Source organism: Brevundimonas sp. (assembly GCF_024711105.1).
Taxonomy (GTDB): Bacteria; Pseudomonadota; Alphaproteobacteria; order Caulobacterales; family Caulobacteraceae; genus Brevundimonas.
Map to the genome: position 1 here is coordinate 1 of NZ_JANJTL010000005.1, position 17,559 is coordinate 17,559.

At 69.0% G+C, this 17,559-nt stretch carries 19 protein-coding genes; 12 read left to right on the forward strand and 7 right to left on the reverse strand.

Annotated elements, in window-relative coordinates; all coding sequences use genetic code 11:
- On the forward strand, window positions 1–2,668 hold a 2,668-nt coding region (mfd, locus tag Q0M60_RS00135), incomplete at its 5' end, for a transcription-repair coupling factor (RefSeq protein ID WP_296814357.1).
- On the opposite strand, the gene Q0M60_RS00140 is transcribed toward mfd, so the two are convergent.
- The gene (locus Q0M60_RS00140; protein WP_296814360.1) at window positions 2,665–3,960 is read right to left on the reverse strand and encodes a diguanylate cyclase; all 1,296 of its coding nucleotides are present in this window, start codon (window positions 3,958–3,960) and stop codon (window positions 2,665–2,667) included. The two genes, mfd and Q0M60_RS00140, sit on opposite strands and share 4 nt — an antisense overlap.
- A gap of 121 nt (window positions 3,961–4,081) precedes the next feature.
- Here Q0M60_RS00140 and Q0M60_RS00145 point away from each other — a divergent pair, with 121 nt between their 5' ends.
- On the forward strand, window positions 4,082–5,011 hold the full coding sequence (locus tag Q0M60_RS00145) for a YihY/virulence factor BrkB family protein (RefSeq protein ID WP_296814362.1): 930 nt from the start codon (window positions 4,082–4,084) through the stop codon (window positions 5,009–5,011).
- Here Q0M60_RS00145 and Q0M60_RS00150 read toward each other — a convergent pair.
- Window positions 4,980–5,216, reverse strand: a complete 237-nt coding sequence (locus tag Q0M60_RS00150; protein WP_296814364.1) for a sulfurtransferase TusA family protein — start codon at window positions 5,214–5,216, stop codon at window positions 4,980–4,982. The genes Q0M60_RS00145 and Q0M60_RS00150 overlap by 32 nt on opposite strands.
- Window positions 5,216–7,108 carry a M1 family metallopeptidase gene (locus tag Q0M60_RS00155; protein WP_296814366.1) on the reverse strand — a complete coding sequence of 631 codons (1,893 nt, stop codon included), beginning with the start codon at window positions 7,106–7,108 and terminating at the stop codon, window positions 5,216–5,218. The genes Q0M60_RS00150 and Q0M60_RS00155 overlap by 1 nt, the downstream gene beginning before the upstream one ends.
- Before the next feature lie 104 nt (window positions 7,109–7,212).
- On the opposite strand from Q0M60_RS00155, the gene queF reads away from it, so the two are divergent.
- Both queF and Q0M60_RS00165 read left to right on the forward strand, forming a co-directional pair.
- Window positions 7,213–7,674, forward strand: a complete 462-nt coding sequence (gene queF / locus Q0M60_RS00160; protein WP_296814369.1) for a preQ(1) synthase — start codon at window positions 7,213–7,215, stop codon at window positions 7,672–7,674.
- A complete protein-coding gene (locus Q0M60_RS00165; protein ID WP_296814370.1) occupies window positions 7,671–8,534 on the forward strand; it encodes a DUF817 domain-containing protein in 864 nt (287 codons plus the stop codon). Before queF ends, Q0M60_RS00165 begins: the two co-directional genes overlap by 4 nt.
- Here Q0M60_RS00165 and Q0M60_RS00170 read toward each other — a convergent pair.
- Genes Q0M60_RS00170 through Q0M60_RS00180 form a run of 3 tightly spaced genes read right to left on the reverse strand, consistent with a single transcriptional unit; the run spans window position 8,500 to window position 10,428 of the window.
- Window positions 8,500–9,207, reverse strand: coding sequence for a hypothetical protein (locus Q0M60_RS00170; protein ID WP_296814373.1), 708 nt, complete (start codon window positions 9,205–9,207; stop codon window positions 8,500–8,502). The two genes, Q0M60_RS00165 and Q0M60_RS00170, sit on opposite strands and share 35 nt — an antisense overlap.
- Before the next feature lie 46 nt (window positions 9,208–9,253).
- Complete coding sequence (locus Q0M60_RS00175; protein WP_296814375.1) at window positions 9,254–9,850, reverse strand: nitroreductase; 597 nt, start codon at window positions 9,848–9,850, stop codon at window positions 9,254–9,256.
- Window positions 9,847–10,428, reverse strand: coding sequence for a hypothetical protein (locus Q0M60_RS00180; protein WP_296814377.1), 582 nt, complete (start codon window positions 10,426–10,428; stop codon window positions 9,847–9,849). The genes Q0M60_RS00175 and Q0M60_RS00180 overlap by 4 nt, the downstream gene beginning before the upstream one ends.
- Window positions 10,429–10,478: 50 nt before the next feature.
- Between Q0M60_RS00180 and Q0M60_RS00185 the strand changes: the two genes are divergently transcribed.
- The 3 genes from Q0M60_RS00185 to Q0M60_RS00195 all read left to right on the forward strand — a co-directional run bounded on the left by Q0M60_RS00185 (window position 10,479) and on the right by Q0M60_RS00195 (window position 12,203).
- Window positions 10,479–11,090 (forward strand): NUDIX hydrolase, encoded by a 612-nt coding sequence (locus tag Q0M60_RS00185; RefSeq protein WP_296814379.1) that lies wholly within the window; start codon window positions 10,479–10,481, stop codon window positions 11,088–11,090.
- A gap of 18 nt (window positions 11,091–11,108) precedes the next feature.
- Complete coding sequence (gene cysE / locus Q0M60_RS00190; protein ID WP_296814381.1) at window positions 11,109–11,933, forward strand: serine O-acetyltransferase; 825 nt, start codon at window positions 11,109–11,111, stop codon at window positions 11,931–11,933.
- 63 nt (window positions 11,934–11,996) lie between these two features.
- Window positions 11,997–12,203 carry a DUF3126 family protein gene (locus Q0M60_RS00195; protein ID WP_296814384.1) on the forward strand — a complete coding sequence of 69 codons (207 nt, stop codon included), beginning with the start codon at window positions 11,997–11,999 and terminating at the stop codon, window positions 12,201–12,203.
- 69 nt (window positions 12,204–12,272) lie between these two features.
- Here Q0M60_RS00195 and Q0M60_RS00200 read toward each other — a convergent pair whose 3' ends face one another.
- Complete coding sequence (locus Q0M60_RS00200; protein ID WP_296814386.1) at window positions 12,273–12,767, reverse strand: hypothetical protein; 495 nt, start codon at window positions 12,765–12,767, stop codon at window positions 12,273–12,275.
- A gap of 87 nt (window positions 12,768–12,854) precedes the next feature.
- On the opposite strand from Q0M60_RS00200, the gene Q0M60_RS00205 reads away from it, so the two are divergent.
- From Q0M60_RS00205 to Q0M60_RS00225, 5 genes are all read left to right on the forward strand, one after another.
- A complete protein-coding gene (locus tag Q0M60_RS00205) occupies window positions 12,855–13,718 on the forward strand; it encodes a 50S ribosomal protein L11 methyltransferase (protein ID WP_296814389.1) in 864 nt (287 codons plus the stop codon).
- A 59-nt stretch (window positions 13,719–13,777) separates the two neighbouring features.
- Complete coding sequence (locus Q0M60_RS00210; RefSeq protein ID WP_296814392.1) at window positions 13,778–14,239, forward strand: hypothetical protein; 462 nt, start codon at window positions 13,778–13,780, stop codon at window positions 14,237–14,239.
- Between the two features lie 40 nt (window positions 14,240–14,279).
- Window positions 14,280–16,091 (forward strand): aminopeptidase P family protein, encoded by a 1,812-nt coding sequence (locus Q0M60_RS00215; RefSeq protein ID WP_296814395.1) that lies wholly within the window; start codon window positions 14,280–14,282, stop codon window positions 16,089–16,091.
- Entirely contained in the window at window positions 16,076–17,068 is a 993-nt protein-coding gene (locus tag Q0M60_RS00220; RefSeq protein WP_296814398.1) for a DUF2272 domain-containing protein, read from the forward strand. Before Q0M60_RS00215 ends, Q0M60_RS00220 begins: the two co-directional genes overlap by 16 nt.
- Window positions 17,069–17,142: 74 nt before the next feature.
- The coding region (locus Q0M60_RS00225) for a helix-turn-helix domain-containing protein (RefSeq protein ID WP_296814401.1) at window positions 17,143–17,559 on the forward strand (417 nt) is incomplete at its 3' end.

Sequence of the window (17,559 nt, forward strand, 5' to 3'; positions counted from 1 at the left end):
GCTGGAGACGGTGTTCGACTATCTGCCCGACGACGCCGTCGTCCTGCTGGACGCGCAGGCCGAGGACGCCCGCGACGAGCGGCTGGCGATGATCGATGACGCCTACGAGACGCGCCGCGAGATGAGCAAGGGCAAGGGGCAGCCGGCCTATCACGCGCTGGAGCCGCGGGCGCTGTACCTGACCCGGGACGAATGGGCCGAGCGGCTGTCGAGCCGGCCGTGGCGCAAGTTCTCGCCTTTCCACAAGGACGGCCAGACCGTCATCGATCTCGGTGGCGTCCAGGGCCGGACCTTCGCCGCCGAGCGGGCGCAGGACAGTGTGAACCTGTTCGAGGCGGTGACCGCCCACGCCCAGGGCCTGCAGAAGGACGGCAAGCGCGTCCTGTTCGCCTCCTGGACTGAGGGGGCGTCCGAGCGGCTGGGCGCCATGCTGGCCGACCACGGACTGGGGGACACCAAGCTCGCCAGGGACTGGGCCAAGGCGCGTTCGGGCAAGGCGGACCAGCCGCAGCGGATTGTCCTGCCGGTCGAGCACGGCTTCGTCGCCGGCGACCTGGCGGTCATCTCCGAGACCGACATCCTCGGCGACCGGCTGGCGCGGCCGAGGAAGAAGCGTCGCGCCGCCAACTTCCTGGCCGAGGCCTCCGGCCTCAGCCCGGGCGATCTGGTCGTGCACATCGACCACGGCATCGGGCGCTACGACGGGCTCAAGACGCTGGAGGTGCAGGACGCGCCGCACGACTGCCTGGAGCTGCAGTATGCGGCCGAGGCCAAGCTCTATCTGCCGGTCGAGAACATCGACCTGCTGACCCGCTATGGCTCGGAGAGCGAGGGTGTGACCCTCGACCGGCTCGGCGGCGCGGCCTGGCAGGCGAGGAAGGCCAAGGCCAAGGCCCGGCTGCGCGACATGGCCGAAGGCCTCATTGCGCTGGCGGCCAAGCGGGCTCTGCGCACCGGCGAGGCGATCGATCCGCCGCGCGGCCTGTTCGACGAGTTCTGCGCCCGCTTCCCCTATGAGGAGACCGAGGACCAGCTCAACGCCATCGGCGACGTGCTGGGCGACCTGGCCAAGGGCCAGCCGATGGACCGGCTGATCTGCGGCGACGTCGGCTTCGGCAAGACCGAGGTGGCGCTGCGCGCCGCCTTCGTCAGCGCCATGAGCGGCAAGCAGGTCGCGGTCGTCTGCCCAACGACACTGCTGTCGCGCCAGCACTTCAAGACCTTCACCGATCGCTTCGCCGGCTGGCCGGTGAAGATCCGCCAGCTGTCGCGTATGGTCGGCGCCAAGGACGCGGCCGAGACGCGCGCGGGCCTCAAGGCCGGCGAGATCGACATCGTCGTCGGCACCCACGCGGTGCTTTCCGAACAGGTCGGTTTCAAGGACCTCGGCCTGGTGATCGTCGACGAGGAGCAGCACTTCGGCGTCAAGCACAAGGAGCGGCTGAAGGCGATGCGCGCCGACGTCCACATGCTGACCCTGACGGCGACGCCCATCCCGCGGACGCTGCAGCTGGCCCTGTCCGGCATCCGCGAGATGTCGATCATCGCCACCCCGCCGGTCGATCGCCTCGCGGTCCGGACCTACATCACGCCATTCGATCCGGTCACGGTGCGCGAAGCCCTGCTGCGCGAGAAGTACCGCGGCGGTCAGGCCTATTACGTCGCGCCGCGCCTGTCGGACCTGCCCGAGATCGAACGCTATCTGCGCGAGCAGGTGCCGGAGGTTAAGGTCGCCGTCGGCCACGGCCAGATGTCCGCGACCCAGCTGGAGGGCGTCATGGGCGCCTTCTACGAGGGCGAGTTCGATGTCCTGCTGTCGACGACCATCGTCGAGAGCGGGCTGGACGTGCCGGCGGCCAACACGCTGATCGTGCACCGCGCCGACATGTTCGGCCTGGCCCAGCTCTACCAGCTGCGCGGGCGCGTCGGCCGGTCCAAGGCGCGGGCTTTCGCTTACCTGACCACGCCGCCGAACAAGGCCCTGACCCTCGGCGCGGAGCGGCGCCTGCGCGTGCTGCAGTCGCTCGACAGCCTGGGCGCCGGCTTCCAGCTGGCCAGCCACGATCTCGACATCCGGGGCGGCGGCAACCTCTTGGGCGAGGAGCAGTCGGGCCACATCAAGGAGGTCGGCGTCGAGCTCTACCAGCAGATGCTGGAGGACGCCGTCCAGGCCCTGAAGTCCCAATCCGGCGAGGAGCTGGAGGACGCGCGCGGCTGGTCGCCCCAGATCAACGCCGGGGCGGCGGTGCTCATTCCCGAGGAGTATGTGCCGGATCTCAACGTGCGGCTGGCGCTTTATCGCCGCCTGTCCGAGGCCGAGAAGCTGGAGGACCGCGAATCCCTGGCCGCTGAGCTGATCGACCGCTTCGGCCCGCTGCCGCCAGAGGCCGCGCAGCTGCTCAAGGTCGTGGGCGTGAAGGGCCTGTGCCGCCAGGCCAACGTCGCCAAGATCGATGTGGGGCCCAAGGGCGCGGTCGTGGCCTTCCGCAACGATGTCTTTTCAAATCCTCCGGGGCTGGTCCAGCTGATCCAGTCGGGCGGCGGGTCCTGGAAGGTGCGACCGGACCAGAAGATCGTGATCAAGGGCGACTGGCCGACGGCGCAGGACCGGCTGGAGGCGGCGGAACGGATCGTGGGCCGGCTGGCGAAGGTGGCCTTCGCAGCCTAGGCGGTCGGCGTGCGCGCATTCAGGGCGGCCCGTTCCAGGAGAGACACCGGGCTCTCGGTCGGCATCCGCTCGGCCTCGCCGATGTCGAACTCCACCACGAAGGGCGTCTTGTCTTCGCCGGCGTGGAAGGCCGTGCAGCCGATGACGGCCGCGATGCGTTCGCTGACCAGCCTGGCCTGACCCAGCCGCGTGGCGGGCAGAGCGAGAGCGAAGGTCTCTGGCGACAGCCGGGCTGCGGTGTCCTCGGCACGAACCAGGCGTGAGATCATGGCGCCGATCTGGGGCATGGCCCGATCGACCCAGCCGCCCTTGCGCGCCTCGGCGACGGCGCCGCGGTCAGCCACGCGAAGCACGCAGACCGACAGCGGGCGGGCCCTGACGCTCGACGCGTGCGACAGCCGCGCGAGATGCGCAGCGAAAAGCTCTCGCGTGAACAGGCCGGTCGTCGGATCCATGAGGCCCGAGTGGCGCGCCTTTTCGAGCGCCTCCCGAACCTGATTGTGCCGGCGGAAGGCGTCAGAGAGGGCGAGCACCCGGTCAGCGGTCTCTTCGACCGGCGCGTCCGGAGAGGCGATGTCGGCGACGCCTCGGTTGAAGACCTCCGACAGGTTCATCTCCGCGTCGGAGCGGACATAGAGCACGACGGGCAGGTGGTAGAGGCGCGTGTTGCGCTTGATGCCCGAGGCGATCGACAAGGCCTCCGCCCGCTTCTCGCCGCCCCAGAGCAGGACGGCGTCGAACTCGCGTTCGTGCAGGTAGTCGAAGGCCGTATAGGGCGTGAGCGCGGCTGTCAGCTCAACCTGGCGCTGTTCCAGGACGTTCGACAGGGCGAGGAAGCGCGGATCCGGCTCGCCGACCGCCAAGACGCGGCTCGGCCCGCGCGCCGTGTCGATGGCGAGCTGCTGGCCGCGTTCCTCGAAGGTCTGACGGCGGAGCTCCAGTTCCTCGCCGGTGACGGCCGCGCGCCCCAGCTGTCCGCGGCGCAGGGCCGCCTGCGCGGGTTGCACGGGCGGCGCCATGAGCAGGTCCGCGGCGGGCGCCGGGCCGCCAAGGGCCAGGACCGGAAGGCGCCGCGCGCCCGCAGCGCCTTTGAGTCGCCCTACGGTTTGCGGGTCACCGACTCTGGCGTCGACAATCACCGCCTCGATCTCCAGGTCGGCCACGGCGCGCTCGCCGGTCTCGACGGTGCGAGCCGTAACCGTGCCCCAGCCGAGCGGGTCCAGGCCATCGGCGAGAGGACCGGCAAGGTCGTCCTCGGCGGCGAGGAGAAGAACGCGGGCGCGTGGCTGCACGGAAGAAGGAACCCTGGAAGGCGCGAAGCAGGACGAGTCAGGTCTTACGTGATCCGGTAAGCAAAGGGTATCGAAGGCGACGCTCTTGATCGCGGCGACGAATGGGTCGATGGCGCAGGTGATGAAGTCTGAACCGCAGCGACGCATCGGGCCGCGACGGGTGTTGGGCGTGCTGGGTCGCGCCTTCGGTCGCCTGTGGGGCCGGGACGTCATGCTCTATGTGGGCGGGGTGTCTTTCTTCGCCCTCCTGGCGGTCTTCCCGGCCGTGGCGTTGCTGATCACCTTCTACAAGGTCGTCCTCAATCTCGGGTTCGGGATCGAACAGGCGGCGGCCCTGGCCGACGTCGTGCCCCGCGGCGCCCGCAGCCTCTTCCGCGAGGAGATCGTGCGCCTGACCGAGGCGCCGGTTCGGGCCGTCTCGGCCCAGAGCGCCCTGGCCCTGGTCATCGGCGCCTATGCGGCGCACCGGGGCTTCAAGGCTGTGCTGGCGGGCCTGACCTTCATTCACGACGAGACGGACCACCACGGGTTCCTGCGCTTCAACCTCCTCGCCTTCGTCGTGGCGATCTGCGCCTTCGCCCTGTTCACGGCCGTATCGGGGGCCGTGCTGACCATTCGGCTGATGCATGAAACCACGACCCACGAACCGTTTGAGGGCACCGGCCTGGACACGGAATGGTTGTGGGCGTGCCTCGGCCTGATGGCGGGGCTGACCCTGCTTTATCGGTTCGCCATGTCGCATTCGCGCAAGGTGCCCTGGCGGGCCTCCATTGGCGGCGGCGTCGCCGCGGCGGGGCTGTCGATCTTTGCGTCCTGGGCCTGCGCCTACTACGTGAACGAGGTGGTCGAACTGGGCGCGACCTACGGCTCGGTGGGCGCGGTCGTGGTGTTCCTGATCTGGCTGAGCTGGAATGTGAACGCAGTCTTCTTTGGGGGGGCGCTCGCGACCGAGATCGAGATCGCCCTGCGCGAATACCGGCGCGCCAATCCGGCTGCGAAGGCGACGGACGAAGCCGACCTCAGCCTGTCGGAGCCGAAGCACTTCTGGTAACGCGGAAGGCGAGCACGCCGTCCCGCTCCTCCGTCGAAATCAGCTCATGCCCGGTTTGGGCCAGGAAGTGCGGCACGTCGATCCGGGCCATGGGATCGGTCGCCAGCAATTCGATCTCGTCACCGGGCGCCGCCTCGCGCAGCGCCCGGCCGAGTTTCAGCGTCGGCGTGGGGCAGCGATGGCCCCGCGCGTCGATGGTCCGCATCAGCCGCCGTTGACGCCGACCACCCGGTCGACCGAGCCGGTCGTGACCGAGTGATAGAGCGGCCGGGCCTGGGCGTAGATGCGCCGGGCGATCGGCTGGCCCCAGTCGCCTTCCTCCATCAGGGCGGTGAACAGGGGCAGGACGAACTTGCGCCGGCCCATGCCGAGCAGGAAGCGCTCGAGCGACGGCAGGGCGGGCTCATAGCGGTTCTCGATGGCGATCATCAGCCAGGCGAAAAGCACCTCGGAGTTTCCGGCCCTCGAGAGGCCGAGCCCGTCGTCGAGCGCCGCCAGCTGGGCGGCTGTCATCTCGTCAGGCAGGGCGCCGAGGAAGTGCTGGCGTTCCTGCGTCGTCCAGTCGCCCCATGCCGCGGGAATGACCCCAGAGGCCGCGAACGCATCGGCCGCCTGGCCGACGATGGCGAAGGCCGGCGAAACCGGCTCGATGGCGTTCGATGGAATGCCCGGTTGGTAGATCCACTCCTCCAACATCAGCCGCTGTTCCAGGGCGGCGTCTCCGCGGATCAGATTCGCGCGGATATCGGCGAGGAAGCCCTCGGTCGTCATGGGCTGGAATGCGTTCCGGTCGAAATAGGAGCGCAGCCAGGCGTCGAATCGCTCGCGGCCGGCGATCCGTTCGATCGTCCGCAGGAACAATGCGCCTTTTTCATAGGCGATGTCGGTCAGGCCCTCGTCGGGATCGCGGCCGTCCAGGTTGATATGCAGACGGGTGTCCTCGGCCGGCAGGTCAGCGAGGGTGGCCTGGAGGTCGCGCCAGCCCAGAGCCTGGAGCATCAGTGCGCGCTCCTCGCCGTAGACGGCCTCCATGATGCGGTTCTCGAAATAGGTGGTGAAGCCCTCGTTGAGCCAGAAGTCGGCCCAGGTGGCGTTGGTGACCAGATTACCGGACCAGCTATGCGCCAGCTCATGGGCCACCAGCGAAACCAGCGACCGATCGCCCGCAATGATGGTGGGCGTGGCGAACGTCAGGCGAGGGTTCTCCATGCCGCCAAAGGGGAAGGACGGCGGCAGGATCAGCAGGTCGTACCGGCCCCAGCGGTAGTCGCCATAAAGTCCCTCGGCCTCGACCACCATGCGCTCGAGATCGACGAACTCCTCGGACGAGGCCTCCAGCATCTCAGCCTCGGTGTAGACGCCGGTGCGGGGGCCCACGCCGGCGAATTCGATGTCCCCGACGGCCAGGGCGATCAGATAGGGCGGCACCGGCCGGTCCATGCGGAACCGGTAGGCGCGCCCGTCCGAGGCAGGCTCGCCCTCAGGCGTCAGCATCTCGGCGCTCATCACTGCGCGCAGACCCTCGGGCGCGACGATGCGGGCGGAATAGGTTTGGCGGATGCCCGGGCTGTCCTGGGTCGGGACCCAGGTGCGGGTCAGGATCGCCTGGCCCTGACTGAACAGATAGGGCTGATCGCCGCCGGCGGTTTGTGACGGGCTGAGCCACTGGAGCGCCGCCGCGTCCGGGCTGGTCTCGTAGTCAATCTCGATCTGGCTGGCGCCCGGGGTCAGGCCGATGATCAGGGGCTGGCCGAGATGATCAACGGCCTCGCCGAGGCGCCACTGGAGGGGTCCGGTTTCGGACCGCACCGCGCGGATGTTGAGGCCGCGCACGTCCAGGACGATCTCGTCCGCGCCGGGCGCCGTGCGAATGTCGAGGGTGGCCGTGCCCGAGAGCACGCGGCGCTGGAAGTCCGCCGTCAGGTCCAGGTCCACATGGGTCACCCGCGCCTCGTTGGGTCGCGCGAAGGAATGGACATCCTGAACCAGCTGGACCATCGGCGCCTCCGGGGCGGCGGGCGAGGGCGCTTCGCCCATGACTGAGGAACAGGCGCCGAGCGAAGCGGCGGCGAGGACGGCGGCGAGGGTGCGATACATGACTGGGGCCCGGTCCGTTGAAACTCGGCGGGCTTTGTAGGCGCGCCGGACGCCGGGGGAAAGCGGGAGTGGCGCGCGCGGGCGTTCAGCGCTAATCGCGGTCCATGACCATCGACGTTTCAGGCCTCACCCAGCTCGGCTCAGGCATCCGCGGATTCGACAACCCGGACGAGGCCGTGCTGGAGCGCGCGCCTAACCCTCAGCGGGATGCGCTGTATCTGGCGCGGTTCACGGCGCCGGAGTTCACCTCGCTGTGCCCGGTGACCGGCCAGCCGGACTTCGCGCATCTGGTCGTGGACTATGCGCCCGACGAATGGCTCATTGAATCCAAGAGTTTCAAGCTGTTCCTTCAGAGCTTCCGTAATCATGGAGCCTTCCACGAGGACTGCACTGTGATGATCGGCCGGCGCATGGTCGAGACGGCCAGGCCGCGCTGGCTGCGCATCGCGGGCTACTGGTATCCGCGCGGCGGCATTCCGATTGACGTCTTCTGGCAGACCGGTCCGGCGCCGGAGGGTCTGTGGGTCCCGGACCCCGGCGTGCCGAGTTACCGCGGGCGGGGATGAGACACCCCGGCGCGCTGCCCCTCGAGCGGTGGGGGCGCGATCTTCTTGGACGCGTGCAGGCGGCGGCGGATCGCAGCCAAGCCGGACGCTACGCCTTCGAGTTCCTGATGTTCGGCCTGAAACAGGGCTGGGCCTGCCTGTTCGGCGGGCTGATGCTGGCCCTGCTGCTGGGCACGCATTTCTGGTGGCCGGAAGCCGCCCCGCTGGCGCGGTACGACTTCCTGGTCATCGGCGCGATCCTGATCCAGGCAGCCATGCTGGCCTTTCGGCTGGAGAGCCTGGACGAGGCCCGGGTCATCCTGCTGTTCCACGTCGCCGGGACGGTGATGGAGCTGTTCAAGACGGCCGCCGGCTCGTGGATCTATCCGGAGCCGAGCCTGCTGCGCATCGGCGAGTTGCCGCTGTTTTCGGGATTCATGTACGCGGCGGTCGGCAGCTACATCGCGCGCATCTGGCGCATCTTCGAGATGCGCTTCACCCACTATCCGCCGCTATGGACGACATGGCTGCTGGCGGCGGCCATCTATATGAACTTCTTCGCGCACCACTGGATCTGGGATTTTCGCTGGCTGCTGTTCGCGGCGACCTTCCTGCTGTTCTGGCGGACGCGCTTCTGGTTCACGCCGGACCGGGTACGGCGCTGGATGCCCGTGCCCTTGGGCTTCTTCCTGGTGGCGCTGTTCATCTGGCTCGCCGAGAACATCGGCACCTATTCCCAGGCCTGGCTCTATCCCGGCCAGGAGGACGGCTGGAGCCCGGTGTCGCTCGCCAAGCTCGGCAGCTGGTTCCTGCTGATGATCATCAGCGTGGTGTTGGTCAGCCTGGTCAATCGGCCGGAGGCGGAACGTAGTTCCGGCTGAACAGCCTCATCCCCCACCGGAAGCGCACGCCCTCCGGCGAGCCGCCGTCGATCCTCTGAACGCGCGCCCGCTCCAGCGACCTCAGCACGCCCTCGACGATGCCGTCGATGTTTTCAGGGTCCCGGTACACATCGGCGGAAGCCAGTGTTCCTTCCGCCGAGGCAACGCATTCGAACATGATGACCGGCTCGACATTGAACTCGGGATAGTCTCGCCCTTCCCACTCGCTCAAGTCGGGTCTCACGACCCAGCGCAAACCGGCCTCGCTCGGATGGTAGCTGTCGGGCAACAGCCGGGGCGGCCAGTAGCCGAAACGGATGGTGTAGCCGAACGTCCGGCCGGCGACCGGCCCCCCGTCCGTGGATCTGACGATGACACGGTCCATGACCTGGACGGCCACTTCTCCAAACCGGAAGCCAGCCGGATCTTCCTCGATCGGCGTGCAACGGACACGACCGTTGGCCTGGGAGGTGCAGGACAATCGCGCCAGACCTCGACGATGTCCGGCCCGCCAGGCGACCGGCGGATACAGTTGGGCGACCCGCTCGATCGAAGGTCGGCGCTCCCATTCCAGACCGACCTGGTCGAGGGGAGGCGGAAGTTCCGGCGATGTCTGGGCCAGCGCCGGCGCCGCGACCGTCAACAGCGCGAAGGCGATTGAAATCAGGCGCATGTCCATGCCCTCCGTGACGCGCGAAAGGTAGTGGACAAGGGGGCGATCAGTCCAGTCGGCTGACGATCTCCGCCATGTCCGGCCGAGGACGTTCCAGCGGCGGCTCGGCCAGGGTCCCCAGGTGGACGAAGCCGGCGACCTGTTCACCCGCTTCGAGGCCGAGCAACGGACGGGCCGCTGGGTCGTAGCTGTACCAGTCTGTGATCCAGCTGGCCGAGAAGCCGAACGCCGCGGCCGCGTGAGACAGGTTCATGCAGACGGCGCCGGCGGACAGCTGCTGCTCCCAGACCGGCACCTTGTGACCTTCGACCGGGCGGGACACGACGAGCACGGAGACCGGCGGGTTGGCGAGTTTGGCCAGGACGTTTGCAGCCTTGGCCGGATCGGCCTGTCCCTCCGCCAATGGCCGCAAGGCCGCGACCAGTCTGGACTTGGCTTCACCCTCGATGATCACGAAACGCCAGGGAAAGAGCTTGCCGTGGTCGGGCGTGCGGGCCGCCACTTCGAGGATACGCGCGAGCTGGTCGGCGGCCGGGCCAGGAGCCGCGAGAGACTGTGCGGGCGCGGACCGCCGCCGGGCCAGCCGATCGAGGAAGTCCCCGTCCGCGACGGGGAGGGGGAGAGCGCCGCCGAATTCGTTCACAGATGCACCTGACCTTGGTCCTCGTCCTCGATCACCGGCCTCAAGAGAAAACCGGTATCGACCGTGCCCAGCCGATAGCTGGATTCGAAGTCCGTCAGCCGTTCCTCGTCCGCGGTGATGATCTCTTCCAGCCTCTGGGGATCATCTGTGGCGAACAGCTGCTGGCAGATCTGGGCGTCGGCGAACTCGGCCATGGCCTCGGTTAGGAGCGCCCGCACCATGAGGGTCGCCTCGAGCGACGGCTGGCCGTCCATCGTGGCCTGGATGTTGAGCTCCTCGGTCGAGCCGGAGCTGCACAGCCGGCCGTTGGTAAGGCTGACGCGCTCGGCGACGATCACGCGGATCGCGGGCGCGTCGCTCATCAAGAACATGCCGCTCTGCACCAGTGTCCCGTCGGGGGCCTGACGGAGCATGTAGAGACTCTCGCAATCGCGGGTCTGGTCGCTCCAGTTCTCGCACCACACGGCTTCTTCGCGGGCGAGGCCGAGAACCTCCTCGTCGGTCAGCGGCCGCTCCTGGGCCAACGCCGGCGCCGTGGCGAGAGAGGCGGCGGCGGCAAGACAGGACAATCTGGACATGGCGTGCAAGTTAGGGGGCTCGCCGCCGCCCCGCCACCCGAAAGCCGAGCATGACCGACGAACCCGACTGGCTGACAACCGACAAGCCGACCCCGTGGGAGCGCGGCCCGGCGCAAAGCCTGTTCGAAAATCCCTGGATGGAGATGATCGCTCAGCAGGCCGTGGCGCCCACGGGGCGCGAGGTCGACTACGCCTGGGTGCATTTCCGCAATGTCGGGGTGGGGGTCCTGCCGATCCACGACGACGGCACGGTCGTGCTGGTCGGTCAGCAGCGGTTCACCCTGGCCAATTTCTCCTGGGAGATGCCGGAAGGCGGCGCGCCTCTGGAAGAGGACCCGTTCGAGGGTGTGAAGCGCGAACTGGCCGAGGAGGCTCGGCTCAGGGCCGGGGTCTGGCGACCGGCCTTGTCGATGGAGCTGTCCAACTCCATCACAGACGAGCGGGCGATGACCTGGCTGGCTTGGGATCTGAGCGCCTGCGAGGGAGAACTCGACGGCACCGAGGTGCTGGTGCTGGCGCGCGTGCCGTTCCAGGAGTTGCTGGCCGCCATCGGGCGCGGACAGGTCAGGGACGCCATGACGGTGGCGACGGCCTACAAGGCGCACCACATGGCGGTGACGGGCGAACTGCCGCCCAAACTGGCCAGGGCCATGCTAGGTTAGGGCAAGAGGGAGACGACCATGGGCGCCGCGATCGAGACGCTGAAACCCAGAGACGGACTGTGGCCGCGCTTGCAGGCGGAGGCGGCCGAGGCCGCGCGCGCCGAGCCGGCTCTGGGCAGCCTGCTGCACGCCGTGATTCTGTCGCACTCGGACCTCGCCGCGGCCCTGTCCTTCCAGCTGGCGAGAAAGCTCGGCGACGCGGAGCTCGGCGCGATGGCGCTTCGCGAGGTCTGCGACGAGGCCTTCGCCTCGGACCCGGCCATCGTCGCGGCGGCCGAGGCCGACCTGCAGGCGGTGCTCGAGCGCGACCCGGCAGCGAAGCAGGCGTTGCAGCCGTTCCTGTTCTTCAAGGGCTTTCAGGCGCTGCAGTCCTATCGCGTCGCGGGCTGGCTGTGGCGGGAGGGACGGACGACCCTGGCCATGTACCTGCAGAGCCGGGTCTCGGAGCTGTTTCAGGTGGACATCCATCCGGCGGCCAGGATCGGCGCGGGTGTGTTCCTCGACCACGGTACCGGCATCGTCATCGGCGAGACGGCGACGGTCGGCGACGACGTGTCCATGCTGCATGCGGTGACGCTCGGCGGCACGGGCGCCCAGCGCGGCGACCGCCACCCCAAGATCGGCAAGGGCGTCCTGCTCGGCGCGGGCGCAAAGGTGCTCGGCAACATCACGATCGGCGACTACGCCAAGGTGGCCTCGGGCTCGGTCGTGCTGAAGCCGGTCGCCCCGCACTGCACGGTCGCGGGCGTGCCCGCGCGGGTGGTGAACTGCCCCGCCGTTCCCGATCCGGCGCGTACGATGGACCACACCCTGGCGGACGCCGTCTACGACTTCTCGATCTGAGGGTTGGCCTGACGGGGCGACGCCGCTAGGGTCCGCGCCAATCAGACAAGCCGAGGCCCGCCCGTGGAAGAGACCGACATCAAGCGCATCGAGATGTACCTGAAGCGCGCCTTCACCAACGGCGCGATCAACGTCAAGGCGCGTCCCAAGCAGAAGGATTCCGCCGAGGTCTACATCGGCGACGAGTTCATCGGCGTCGTCTATCAGGACGAGGACGAGGACGGCTCCTTCACCTTCAACATGGCGATCCTGGCCGAAGACCTGCCCTAAGGCTCAGGGCCGAAAGCAAAAGGGCCGGCGTCTCGCGACGCCGGCCCTTCGCATGTCTGGAGCCTGTCCTCAGCGCGAGCCGAAGATGGCGTCCACGATCTTGGAGAAGAAACCCTTCTCTTCCTTCTTGGCGTAGCTTGGCGTCGAGCTGGCCGGAGCGGCGGGAGCGCTCGGCGCGGCCGCTGCCGGAGCGGCCGGCTTCGGAGCGGCCGCCTTGGGACGAGCCGGCGCCTTGGCGGCAGGTTTCTTTGCGGCTGCCTTGGGCGCGGCTTTCGCAGCCGCCTTCGGCGCCGCCGACTTCGCGGCGGCCTTGGGAGCCGCCGTCTTGGTCGCTGCGGGCGACTTTGCAGCCGTCGTCTTGGCCGCTGCGGGCTTCTTCGCGGCCGCCGTCTTCGTCGCCGACGCCGGCTTGGCCGCGGCCTTGGCCGTAGCGGGCGCTTTCGCCTTCGCGGCCGTCTTGGGCTTGGCGGCGGATGACGCGTTGGCCGCAGCCGCGGGCTTGGACGCGGCGGGCTTGGCAGCCGCAGGTTTGGATGAAGTGGACTTCGCCGGACTCTTGGCCATGTTGTCGCCGACCCCTGGGATGTATGTGCGGATCCTGAACCCGGCGCGATCGCCCCGGAGAATCGCCAGCATAACGAGTCTTACCGAATGTCCGAGTCCGCCGTCCAGATTATCGCACGTGGTTCGCGCAAACTGGCCGAGGCGGCCGCCGACCGCATCGACGCTGATGTCCTGCTGGAGGGCGCCACCTATTCCATCCTTGAGGAGGATGAGGCGAAAGACGTCTGGCGCATCGACGGCTTTCCCACGACCTCGTCTGAGGCCGACGGCATGGCCCGCATCCTGCGCAACGGCGGGCTGGAGGTCGTCGTCGAGGACCTGATGGACGCGGACTGGATCGCCATGTCCTTGTCGGGCCTGCCGCCGGTAAGGGCGGGGCGGTTCTTCGTCTATGGGGCTCATGATCGCGGCAAGGTCCCCTCGGACACCGTGAACCTGCGGATCGAAGCGGGCGCGGCCTTCGGCACCGGCCACCATGGTACGACCGTCGGCTGCCTGGAGGCCTTCGACGAGGTGCTCGCCGCCGGATCGCCGGGCAGGGTGCTCGACGTCGGCACGGGCACGGGCGTGCTCGGCATCGCCGCCTCGGTCACCGGCACGCCGGTCGTCGTCGGCACCGACATCGACGAGCCCTCGGTGCGCATCGCCGCCGAGAACGCCGAGATCAACGGCGCCGCCATCACCGTCGTCGAGGACGGCGACCTGAGCCATGCCGAGGTGACGCGCCACGCGCCCTATGATCTGGTGTTCGCCAACATCCTGGCTGCGCCGCTGATCCATCTGTCGGCGCCGATCCATCGCGTCCTGAGACCGGACGGCCACGCGATCCTGTCGGGGCTCTTGCGATCCCAAGAGGATGAGGTGGCGACCGCCTACACCGCGCTGGGCTTTACGGTCGAGCGGGTGATCCACCACGACGCGTGGAGCGCGCTGCTGCTCAGGCGTGGTTAAGGCCGGAACCCGACGCTAGCGGAGCCGTTCGACTGCCGAGACCGCAGTGGGGCGCCGCCATGAGCGACCAGGATCCCTTCCATCAGGAAACGACGCGGACGACGATCGTCGAACCGGACCCGCTGGCTCGGCCGGGCGCCGCGGCCGTGGGCACGCAGGAGACGGTGATCACCGATCGACAGCCAAACCAGACGGCCTGGTGGATCGCGGGGATCGTGGCCGTGCTCGCGATCGTGGCGGTCCTGTGGATGGTGCTGGCCACCACCGGGGAACCGGGCGTCGATCCGGACGAGGTCCAGGACGCGATCGCCGACGCCCGCCTTCAAGGCCAGTTGGAAGGCGCGCAGGACAGCGTCGCGGCAGCGGCCGCGGCGGCGGATCGCGCCGCTGAAAGCGCGGCCCGCAGCGCCGCCGATGCGGTCCGTGACCCGCCGGTTGTGGTTGTCAGTCCGCCGGCGCCCTCGAACCCGCCGCCCGCCGACGACGTTGAAGTCGTGGTCGAAACCCCGCCGGCTCAGTAGCGGCCTTCCAGCCGCGCCTGGCCGGGGCTAAACCTCGGCCATGCGCCAGACCTTCGAAGAAGCCACCGACCGATCCTTCGCTTCGCGCCACCTGCCGAGGCTTCGCGCCCAGTTGGAGGCGCAGGGGCTGGACGGGTTCGTCATCCCGCACGAGGACGAGCACCAGAACGAATATCTGCCCGCCGCCAATGACCGGCTGGCCTGGCTGACGGGTTTCACCGGCTCGGCGGGCGCAGCCGTGGTGCTGAAGGACCGGGCGGCGGTCTTCGTCGACGGCCGCTATACGCTTCAGGTCCGCGACCAAGTGGACGAGGCGCACTTCGAGATCCTCGATCTTGTCGAGGGCGGGCCCCCGGCGTTCATCGAGGGTGCGGCCAAGGGCGCGGTGATCGGCTACGACCCGAAGCTCCACAGTCCGCAGGCGCTGGATCATCTGAAGCGCGCGGCCGCTAAGGCCGGGGCGACGCTGAAGCCGGTCGACGCCAATCCGCTGGACGCCGCGTGGGGCGACGAGCGCCCCGCCCAGCCGACGGCGCCGGTCGTGCCGCACTCCGAGCAGTACGCAGGCGAATCCAGCGAGTCGAAGCGTCGGCGCGTCGGCGAGAGCCTGAAGCCGCTCGACGCGGAAGCCGCCGTCCTGACCGCGCCGGCCTCCATCGCATGGCTGTTCAACGTTCGGGGCGGGGATGTCATCCGCACGCCGCTGCCGATCGGCCAGGCCATCCTCGACAGCGACGGTCATGCGCGCCTGTTCCTCGACCCGGCCAAGGTCACTGACGAACTGCCCGGCTGGCTAGGCAACGAGGTGGCGCTGCAGCCGACCGAGGCGCTCCCGGCGGCGCTCGATGCGCTTAAGGGCAAGAAGGTTCTGCTCGACCCGGCCCAGTCCTCGGCCTGGTACTTCGACCGGCTGGCCGCGGCCGGCGCGACGGTCGTGCGGGGTATGGATCCATGCACCCTGCCGCGCGCGGCCAAGAACGCGACCGAGGTCGAGGGCACCCGCCAGGCCCACATTCGTGACGGTGCGGCCCTGTCGCGCTTCCTGCACTGGGTGGCGACCGAGGCCCAAGAGACCCTGCCGGACGAGGCCGAGGTCGTGCGCGTCCTTGAGAGCTTTCGTGACCAGGCGCCCGGCCTGCAGGACCTCAGCTTCGACACCATCGCCGGCGCCGGGCCCAACGGAGCGCTGCCCCACTATCGGCCCGTGACCCGGACCATCCGGCGGGTCGAGAAGGGATCATTGCTGCTGGTCGACGGCGGTGGCCAGTACCTCGACGGCACGACCGACGTGACCCGGACGATGGCGATCGGCGAGCCGACGTCCGAACAGCGGGACCGGTTCACGCGCGTGCTGAAGGGCCACATCGCCCTGTCACGCATTCGCTTCCCGGCGGGGACAACTGGACATCAGCTCGACGCGCTCGCGCGCGTGCCGATGTGGATGGCCGGTCTCGACTACGATCACGGCACCGGCCACGGGGTGGGCAGCTACCTCGGCGTCCACGAGGGTCCGCAGCGCATCGCCAAGGCGGTGAACACCCAGGCCCTGCTGCCCGGCATGATCGTCTCCAACGAGCCTGGCTACTACAAGGGCGGCCACTGGGGCATCCGCATCGAGAACCTCCAGGTGGTGACCGAAGCCTCGGACATCCCCGGCGGCGAACGCCCCATGCTGGGCTTCGAGACCCTGACCATGGCGCCGATCGATCGCCGCCTGATCGAGGTCGGGCTGCTCGACCCCGTCGAACGGGCGTGGGTGGACGACTACCACGCAAAAGTCCTGGCCAAGGTCGGGCCGCTGGTCGACGGCGAGGCCGGCGCCTGGCTGGAGCAGGCGTGCGCGCCGCTGTAGTCGGCCTGGCCCTGCTGGTCGCCGCGCCCGCGACGGCACAGGACCGGCTGCCGCGCGAAGTGCTGGACGTCATTCCTCCGTCAGAGAGGGTGACCGGCGGGCGGGGCGACATGCGCATCGTGCAGCGCGCCTGCCGCGTGGGGCCGACCCACTGGGCGCGCCGGCGTATCGTCGAGATCGCGGCGCAGGAATGGGCGGTCTTCGGCTTCCAGACCTTTGACGCTCGCCCCACCGAGACGCGGATGCTGCCGGAAGGCGTGGTGGCCGACAGCGTGAACCCAACCTTGCCTGCGCCGCGCCAAGCTCGGCACGGGGTTCGCTTCGGCGCCTGGGAGAGCGAGGCACGGATGGACGCCTCGGTCGCCGGCTACTGGTCCTCCACGCCGGACGGCGAGGAGATCGTGCGACGCCAGAACCGCGCCTGGCGCGACGGCGACGGGGAAACCTTCTGGGTCGAGCCCTGGTCGGCGGCCTTCGTCAGCTGGGTCATGTGCGAGGCGGGTCTGGGCGAGATGGGGCAGTTCCGGCGCGACATCGGCCACTGGCGCTATATCGACCAGGCCATCGAGGCGCGCGACGGCCAGGCGCCAGACGCCGCCTTCGTCGCCTATGACCCCGGCGAGCGGCCGATCGCGCCAGGTGACCTGCTGTGCAACGCACGGGCAGGTACGCGCTACCGGACCCTGGCCGACCGTCGAGCCGAGCAGGGCAGGCGCGCCGCCAGTCACTGCGACATCGTCGTGCGGGTCGACGCCGAGGCACGGACGGCGGCAGTCATCGGCGGCAATGTGGTCAACGGGGTCAGCCTTACAATCTTGCCTCTGACCGCCGGGCCGGATGGTGTTCTTCGGCCCGTCGGACCCGACGATCTCGAAGGCGCCCGCTCCATCTTCGCGCACCTCAGCCTCAGGGCCGATCCCGTGGAGGACCTGGCGCTCGACGGAACCCAGGCGATCCGCGCGCTCACGTCGCGCTGAACCTTACGAAGGTTTCACTGGCGTCCTCCTCGGCCAATGTTAGTAGTGGTTACTACTAGCAATGAGGATCGTGGATGGACGCCGAACGCGCCTTGGCCACCTTGGGCTTCACCGAGACCGAGGCCGGCCTCTATTGCCAGCTGCTGCGCGGAGGCCCAGCGACCGGTTATCGACTGGCGCGGGCTGTCGGAAAGGCGCCGGCCAATGTCTATCAGGCGCTCGCCGCTCTCTCGCAGAAGGGGGCGGTGCTCACCGACGAGGGCGAGCCCAAGACCTTCCGCGCCGCACGTCCGGACGAGGTCCTGGCCGCGTTAGCCAGCGGGTTCGAGACGCGCCGCTCGGCGGCCGAGGACGCCCTTGCGCGGCTCCAACCCGCGCCCGCCGACGATCGCGTCTACGGGCTTAAGAGCCCCACCCAGGTGCTTGAGCGGGCGCGGGCGATGATCGCCGGGGTGTCCGAGATCCTGCTGTTCGACCTCTTTCCCGAGCCG

Coding starts and splice junctions, on each gene's coding strand:
- Q0M60_RS00145 (WP_296814362.1), top strand. CDS start 4,082: ATGAAGTCTGAACCGCAGCGACGCATCGGGCCGCGACGGGTGTTGGGC.
- Q0M60_RS00150 (WP_296814364.1), bottom strand. CDS start 5,216: ATGCGGACCATCGACGCGCGGGGCCATCGCTGCCCCACGCCGACGCTG.
- Q0M60_RS00155 (WP_296814366.1), bottom strand. CDS start 7,108: ATGTATCGCACCCTCGCCGCCGTCCTCGCCGCCGCTTCGCTCGGCGCC.
- queF (WP_296814369.1), top strand. CDS start 7,213: ATGACCATCGACGTTTCAGGCCTCACCCAGCTCGGCTCAGGCATCCGC.
- Q0M60_RS00165 (WP_296814370.1), top strand. CDS start 7,671: ATGAGACACCCCGGCGCGCTGCCCCTCGAGCGGTGGGGGCGCGATCTT.
- Q0M60_RS00170 (WP_296814373.1), bottom strand. CDS start 9,207: ATGCGCCTGATTTCAATCGCCTTCGCGCTGTTGACGGTCGCGGCGCCG.
- Q0M60_RS00180 (WP_296814377.1), bottom strand. CDS start 10,428: ATGTCCAGATTGTCCTGTCTTGCCGCCGCCGCCTCTCTCGCCACGGCG.
- Q0M60_RS00185 (WP_296814379.1), top strand. CDS start 10,479: ATGACCGACGAACCCGACTGGCTGACAACCGACAAGCCGACCCCGTGG.
- cysE (WP_296814381.1), top strand. CDS start 11,109: ATGGGCGCCGCGATCGAGACGCTGAAACCCAGAGACGGACTGTGGCCG.
- Q0M60_RS00200 (WP_296814386.1), bottom strand. CDS start 12,767: ATGGCCAAGAGTCCGGCGAAGTCCACTTCATCCAAACCTGCGGCTGCC.
- Q0M60_RS00205 (WP_296814389.1), top strand. CDS start 12,855: ATGTCCGAGTCCGCCGTCCAGATTATCGCACGTGGTTCGCGCAAACTG.
- Q0M60_RS00210 (WP_296814392.1), top strand. CDS start 13,778: ATGAGCGACCAGGATCCCTTCCATCAGGAAACGACGCGGACGACGATC.
- Q0M60_RS00215 (WP_296814395.1), top strand. CDS start 14,280: ATGCGCCAGACCTTCGAAGAAGCCACCGACCGATCCTTCGCTTCGCGC.